This window comes from Acinetobacter sp. YH12236, assembly GCF_013417645.1.
Taxonomy (GTDB): domain Bacteria; phylum Pseudomonadota; class Gammaproteobacteria; order Pseudomonadales; family Moraxellaceae; genus Acinetobacter.
Genome location: NZ_VPDM01000063.1, coordinates 1 through 6,199, shown reverse-complemented (window position 1 = coordinate 6,199; position 6,199 = coordinate 1). Strand labels below are relative to the sequence as shown.

Annotated in this window: 6 protein-coding genes; 4 read left to right on the top strand and 2 right to left on the bottom strand. The window is 36.8% G+C overall.

Going from position 1 to position 6,199, the window contains the following annotated elements:
* Positions 1-379: 379 nt before the first annotated feature.
* Positions 380-1,351, top strand: a complete 972-nt coding sequence (mobQ, locus tag FTV14_RS15625; RefSeq protein ID WP_180054148.1) for a MobQ family relaxase — start codon at positions 380-382, stop codon at positions 1,349-1,351.
* Complete coding sequence (locus FTV14_RS15620; protein ID WP_004870960.1) at positions 1,348-1,818, top strand: hypothetical protein; 471 nt, start codon at positions 1,348-1,350, stop codon at positions 1,816-1,818. Before mobQ ends, FTV14_RS15620 begins: the two co-directional genes overlap by 4 nt.
* A 114-nt stretch (positions 1,819-1,932) precedes the next feature.
* On the opposite strand, the gene FTV14_RS15615 is transcribed toward FTV14_RS15620, so the two are convergent.
* Both FTV14_RS15615 and FTV14_RS15610 read right to left on the bottom strand, forming a co-directional pair.
* Positions 1,933-2,214 (bottom strand): type II toxin-antitoxin system YafQ family toxin, encoded by a 282-nt coding sequence (locus FTV14_RS15615; RefSeq protein WP_180038331.1) that lies wholly within the window; start codon positions 2,212-2,214, stop codon positions 1,933-1,935.
* On the bottom strand, positions 2,207-2,500 hold the full coding sequence (locus tag FTV14_RS15610) for a type II toxin-antitoxin system RelB/DinJ family antitoxin (protein WP_004870963.1): 294 nt from the start codon (positions 2,498-2,500) through the stop codon (positions 2,207-2,209). The genes FTV14_RS15615 and FTV14_RS15610 overlap by 8 nt, the downstream gene beginning before the upstream one ends.
* A gap of 381 nt (positions 2,501-2,881) precedes the next feature.
* Here FTV14_RS15610 and FTV14_RS15605 point away from each other — a divergent pair, with 381 nt between their 5' ends.
* Positions 2,882-4,450, top strand: a complete 1,569-nt coding sequence (locus FTV14_RS15605; protein ID WP_159124549.1) for an ATP-binding cassette domain-containing protein — start codon at positions 2,882-2,884, stop codon at positions 4,448-4,450.
* A 752-nt stretch (positions 4,451-5,202) separates the two neighbouring features.
* On the top strand, positions 5,203-6,135 hold the full coding sequence (repM, locus tag FTV14_RS15600) for a replication initiation protein RepM (protein WP_026438545.1): 933 nt from the start codon (positions 5,203-5,205) through the stop codon (positions 6,133-6,135).
* Positions 6,136-6,199: the final 64 nt, after the last annotated feature.

The following is a 6,199-nucleotide window of genomic DNA, read 5'->3' as shown; positions in this document are numbered from 1 at the left end:
CAGCAGATTTAGTCATAACGGTTAATTTCGGAATATAGAAAACCACTCAAGCATAAGACCCTATGAATTGAAATTCAAGCGGGTAATATGCTATCGTGTTTTTCATGAAATGCGCACTTACGACTTGAATTTCATTCAAGTCAAAAGATGCGTAAGGGGGACACCCCTTAACCCCAAAAGCAAAAGCAAGAGCGGTAAAGCAAATGAAGAAATACAATATTGATGAACAGCATATTTTTATATGCTCAAACTGTGGGAATGAATTTTTATACAAATTACCTAAAATTCTTATAGAGCAAATGAATGGAGTATCCATTCAAACTATTAGAAAAGAATGCCCGAAATGTAATCAATACGTGGATGCCACAAGGAAAATTTAATGGCGATTTACCACTGTACAACCAAAACCGTTAACCGCAGTTCGGGAAGAACTGCCGTTGCATCATCTGCATATCGTGCAGGGGAAAAACTCAAAGATGAACGAACAGGACTAACCCACGATTTTACGAGAAAGGATGGTGTCGCCCATAGCGAAATTGTGTCTAACCTTGATATAGAAATAGACCGTAGCGAATTGTGGAACTTGGCGGAACAGTCCGAAAACCGCAAAGATGCTCGAACTGCTAGAGAATGGGTCATTGCCCTACCTGATGAATTAGACGCTGATCAACGTAAGGACTTGGCAAAAGAATTTGCCACGGCCTTAGTTGATCGCTATGGCGTGATTGCAGACTTAGCCATCCATGAACCCAGTAAAGGCGGTAATGATAAAAACCATCACGCCCATATCATGCTCACAACCCGAAAAGCCGAATTGGATGCAGACAATAAACTCACTCTGACCACCAAAACCGATATTGAACTCAGCAACGCCAAACGAAAAAGCCTTGGTATGGGGACAACCCAAGACGAAATTAAACAGATTCGGGAAACGTGGGCAAATTTAGCCAATCACGCATTAGAACGAGCAGGCTACCGAGAAAAAATAGATCACCGCAGCTATGCCGATCAGAATAACGGACTACAAGCCACCATCCATGAAGGCACTAAAGTCACCCAATTACGCAGACAAGGCATAGACACTGAAATCAGCCGTTTTAATGACAATGTGAAACAGCAGAACGCCCAACAGCTCAAGCAACAGCAACAGCGCACAGACAGCGTTTTACAGCACGGTTTAAACCGTGCCGAGCAAGGCTTCGAGCAATGGCAGAAAAACCAAGAAGCTAAACGCCTAGAACAAGAACGCCAAGCCGAAATACAACGACAGCAAAAACTAGAGCAACAGAAAGCCGAGCGAGCCAACCGTAAAGCATCACAAGACTTAGATCAGGGCGGAATGTACCGATGAGCAACCAAAACGACCTAGATGACCAGCTCTATATTTTACTGGCATCTATGAAAGAGTATCGAGAAGCCATAGCAGACGATAATAAGCGATTAGAAGCGTTTTATAAGGAAGTGGCTAGCGGAGTACTCAACAAGACCGAAAAACACCTAAAAAACGCCAATCAGAAGCAAATAGACGCACTCAACAACAGTATTCGGGAATTAAACAATGCAACCAATCAACTTGACTGGCGATTCATGGCAATCTACGCCAGTGCTTTTGTTAGCTTGCTGATCGTTTTCTTTTTAGCATTATTTTTATATGTGCCGAGCATGGACGAAATCAAACAGCGTAGAGCAGACGTTGCATGGCTAGAACAAAAATACAGCCTAGATATTAAAAATTGCAATGGGAAGTCTTGCGTTCGCATCATGAAAAATGACTGTCACGGAGCGAATAAGGATTATTGTGTGATTGACCCAAAATAATGATTAGACAGTACTTTGCTCGGCTCTTGCCATCACCGAATCAATGACAGCAGTCGCAAAGTTGCCCGACTTTGAAACATGGCTAAAGCCATCTTTCAAAGCATCGAGCGATAGTCATCCAAAAATTTCGGAATGGCTATCCAACTGATGCAGTTCTAAAATATCGTCACCAACAAGCCTATAGATCAAGACTAAATCAGGCTTCACATGACAATCACGACAATTTTTAAACTCTGCACCACCTTTCAAGGGATGATCTAAATACTTTTCAGGCAAAGGATTATTTGCGACTAAACAATCTAATACTTCTGCCCATTCAGCCGTAACCAGTTCTAAATAACGTCTTTTAATATCACGTTTAAAAGAACTGGTTACGACAATCTTACGTTTAGCCATGTGCTTCTTCCGACATAGCTTTAATCGCTTCTTCTACCGTTTCGTACTCGGTGTACTCGCCATTTTCAATCTCTTTTAAAGATTGAAGTAACTTGGCTGCTGCTTTAGGAGTTAAAGCAGGTTCTCGTGCATAGTCAAAAGACAAAGGAATCGCTTTAGTTTTAACGATTTGATTCAAGAACAGTTTGAATGCTTGAGGCATAGTCAAACCATAGTCTTCCAAAATAGGGGTAACTTGTTCTTTTAACTCTGCTTCTAAGCGCATATTGAAATTGACTGCGGACATGATTCCCTCACTCAAAAACCATTAAAGTAAAGATAATATAAGTCATATTCTTTACTTTTTCATTACTTTTGATGTAATAAATGGTTTCTGACAACTGAATTTCGCATAATCGCCATTATGTTAAATAACTTTTAGAAGCTTTAGTACAAGCTTGACAGATTGTCTTATCATTATAAAATAACCTTATTCAAATCATCCTCCCAAGAGTAACGCCAATGAAGTAAGTCATTTTCTCATCATTATTTTTAAACTTTTGATGTGCAAAATAGATTCTACTTGTGGCTATATATTCTTGGTCTCTACTTTATATCCTAAATAATATATTGTTTTTTATAAGTTAATCTTCACTATTTTGCATATCCTCTACATGAGGAATTTTTTATGCAACATGCATGTATTGCTTCAAACTTAAATTTAGAATTTTCTACACAGAAAATGTTTGATCAGCTAAACATTACGCTTTTATCAGGACAGGTTTCTGCATTAATTGGACGTAATGGTTTAGGTAAATCCCTATTGTTCAGAATATTAGATCAAAGCCAAGCTTTAGATATTCATTATAGTGGTCAAGTTTCATGGAATATCCAACATGATTATTTGGCACAATTAGAACGCCTTAATGCTGAAAATATTGCACAAGCATTAGAGGTAGATCATTTACATCATGCTTTTCGGCGTATAGAGAACAATACAGCTAGTTTTGATGATTATGAGTTAGTTGAAAATACCTGGGATTTACCACAAAAATGGCAAAATATACTTGAAAATGCTGACTTACCTACGGATTTGAACTTTCCAACAGAAAAACTGAGTGAAGGACAAAAAACAAAGCTGGCTTTATGTCGTTTGTTTTTAAAAAAGGATCACTATCTACTTTTAGATGAACCAAGCAACCATTTAGACTCAACATCTAGACAATGGTTAATTGAGAGTATTTTGGCACACCCTAGTGGTGTATGCCTGATTAGTCATGATCGCCAATTACTCAATCAAGTCCAACATATTTATGCTTTAACTGAATTAGGCTTACAACACTACAAAGGTAATTATGAGCATTACATTCAACAGCATCAGCTACACATGGATGCATTAACTCAGTCTATTAATAATGAGAAAAAAGAATTAAAGCAGTTAAAACAACGGCAACATGATAGCTTAATGAAAGCGAATAAACGTCAATCTAAAGGCAATGAACTTCGTGATTCTAATTCTCAAGCAAAGATTTTTCTAGATTTCAAAAAGGAAAATGCTGGACAAAGCTTAGGTAAGCTACGTGCCCAACAAACTCGACAAACTGATGATTTGAAAAATAGTCTGATTAATAGGCAGACCATTGTAGAAAAAATCAAAGCTCAGAAGTTTGAATTCCACTTACAGAGTACGAAGCAAGGAGAGATTTTAAGAATTCATGATTTAAAGCTACCCCATACAGCAACAAATAAAATTAATTTTGCATTGAAAGCTGGCGAAAAAATCCATCTTAAAGGTGCTAATGGAATTGGTAAATCAACCTTATTGAAATTGATTTCTACCCATCAACGTGATGATATTTTCTTTAGTGGAACATGTTTGTATTTAGATCAAAACTTTAGTTTATTAAATAATGATTTATCCGTAATCGAAAACCTTGCACTTTATAACTCCAATCTTACTGAAGTTGAGTGGAGAAATTTGTTAGGTCAGTTACGTATTCGTCGTGAAAAAGCTTTATTAAAACTATCAGAACTGAGTGGTGGTGAAAAATTGAAAGTCGCATTATTAGCAATGAGTCACTATCCTGATGGTATTGATTTATTATTGCTTGATGAACCAGAAAATCATTTAGATATTGAGTCTAGAGAGCTTCTATCGCAGGCTATTAGCCAATATCAGGGCGCTGTAATTTTAGTTTCACATGATCATTTTTTTGTTGAACAGTGTGAAATATCTGAAGAGTATTTAATTGAGTAAAATGACATTTTCAAATATATAGATTTATTAGTTCTACTAAAATTAACATAATACACCTTATACGAAATGCGCTATAATTATCTATAGAAATCAATGCTGTAGTTTCTAGTTTATAGCCCGAACATCCCTGTTCGGGCTTTTTTTATGATTTTTCACGTTCCACGCCTATTATTTAAGCAATGTTTCACAACTTTGATTAGCTCCAGTAAATAATTAAAACCTAGATAATAAGAACCGAGCGAGTGTCTACGAGCGATTGAGCATCATCAAAATTTCGCCCTCGCCTTTTCTCTGATTACAAGCTCCCTTTCGATTTTAAACGGTAGGTACAGAGCATCCCGAATGGGTGCGAACTTTGGAGCTTTTGCTTTTCAAAAAGTATGAGCGAAGCGAATACATTACAAATGCTTTTGCTTTTAGATTTCACAAATAGGATTAACCAAAAACTGCCCCACGAAGCGAGGAACGAGCTTCAATAGAGTACGAGCTTTAGCGAGTACCTAGGGCAGTTTGCACTCCCCTCTCGAAAGGCTTTTAATTATTTTTAAAGCTTTTAAATGCTTTTAGATAAGCTGAAAACATTGATATGAGAGGACTACAGCTTATATAAGCACACAAATTCTCTTGTATAAGCACACAAATTCTCTTGTATAAGCACACAAATTCTCTTGTATAAGCACACAAATTCTCTTGATTTACACACATAAAATATATAGTGTGTAAATACACATTAATAATAACGTGTATTTAATATGAAGAATGGTTTAGTTGTGAAAGATAATGCATTAATAAACGCCAGTTATAATTTAGAACTAACGGAACAGCGTTTAGTCATGCTTGCAATCATTAATGCAAGGGAATTAGGGCGGGGTATTACGGCAGATAGCAAACTAGAAATACATGCTAGTGACTATGCAAAACTATTTAATGTATCACCTGATGCATCCTACAAAGCCCTGAAAGATGCCGTAAATAATCTATTTAACAGGCAGTTTAGCTATACAGCCGAATATAAAAAAACAGGGAAGGTAGGTATCGTTCGCTCTCGCTGGGTAAGCCGTATTTTTTATGTAGATGATTTGGCATTACTAGAAATTACTTTCGCACCTGATGTAGTTCCTTTAATCACTAGATTAGAAGAACACTTTACAAAATATGAAGCCAAACAAGTTGCACACCTAACCAGTAAGTATGCCACTAGACTTTATGAGTTATTAATCGCTTGGCGTGAAGTTGGTAAAACACCTGTTTTTGAACTACAACAATTACGTAAAAATTTAGGTGTTGAAGATGATGAATATCAACGTATGCACCATTTTAAAAGCCGTGTATTAGAAACTGCCATTACTCAAATCAATGAACATACAGACATAAAAGCCACTTATGAGCAACACAAGAAAGGGCGTACAATTACTGGGTTTTCATTCAAGTTTAAGCAGAAACAACAACCGAAAAAATTAGATTCTAAGCGTGACCCAAACACACCTGACTTTTTTATCAAAATGACCGATGCACAACGCCATTTATTTGCAAAAAAAATGTCAGAAATGCCTGAAATGGGGAAATATTCACAAGGTACAGAAAGCTACCAACAATTTGCTATCCGTATAGCAGATATGCTGTTAGAGCCTGAAAAATTCAGAGAGCTTTATCCAATTTTAGAAAAATCAGGATTTCAGCCATGATTAAATTAAATAACCTATCAACCGATCTAAAGCATGTGACCGTTGAATACCTCGACATCGTAAA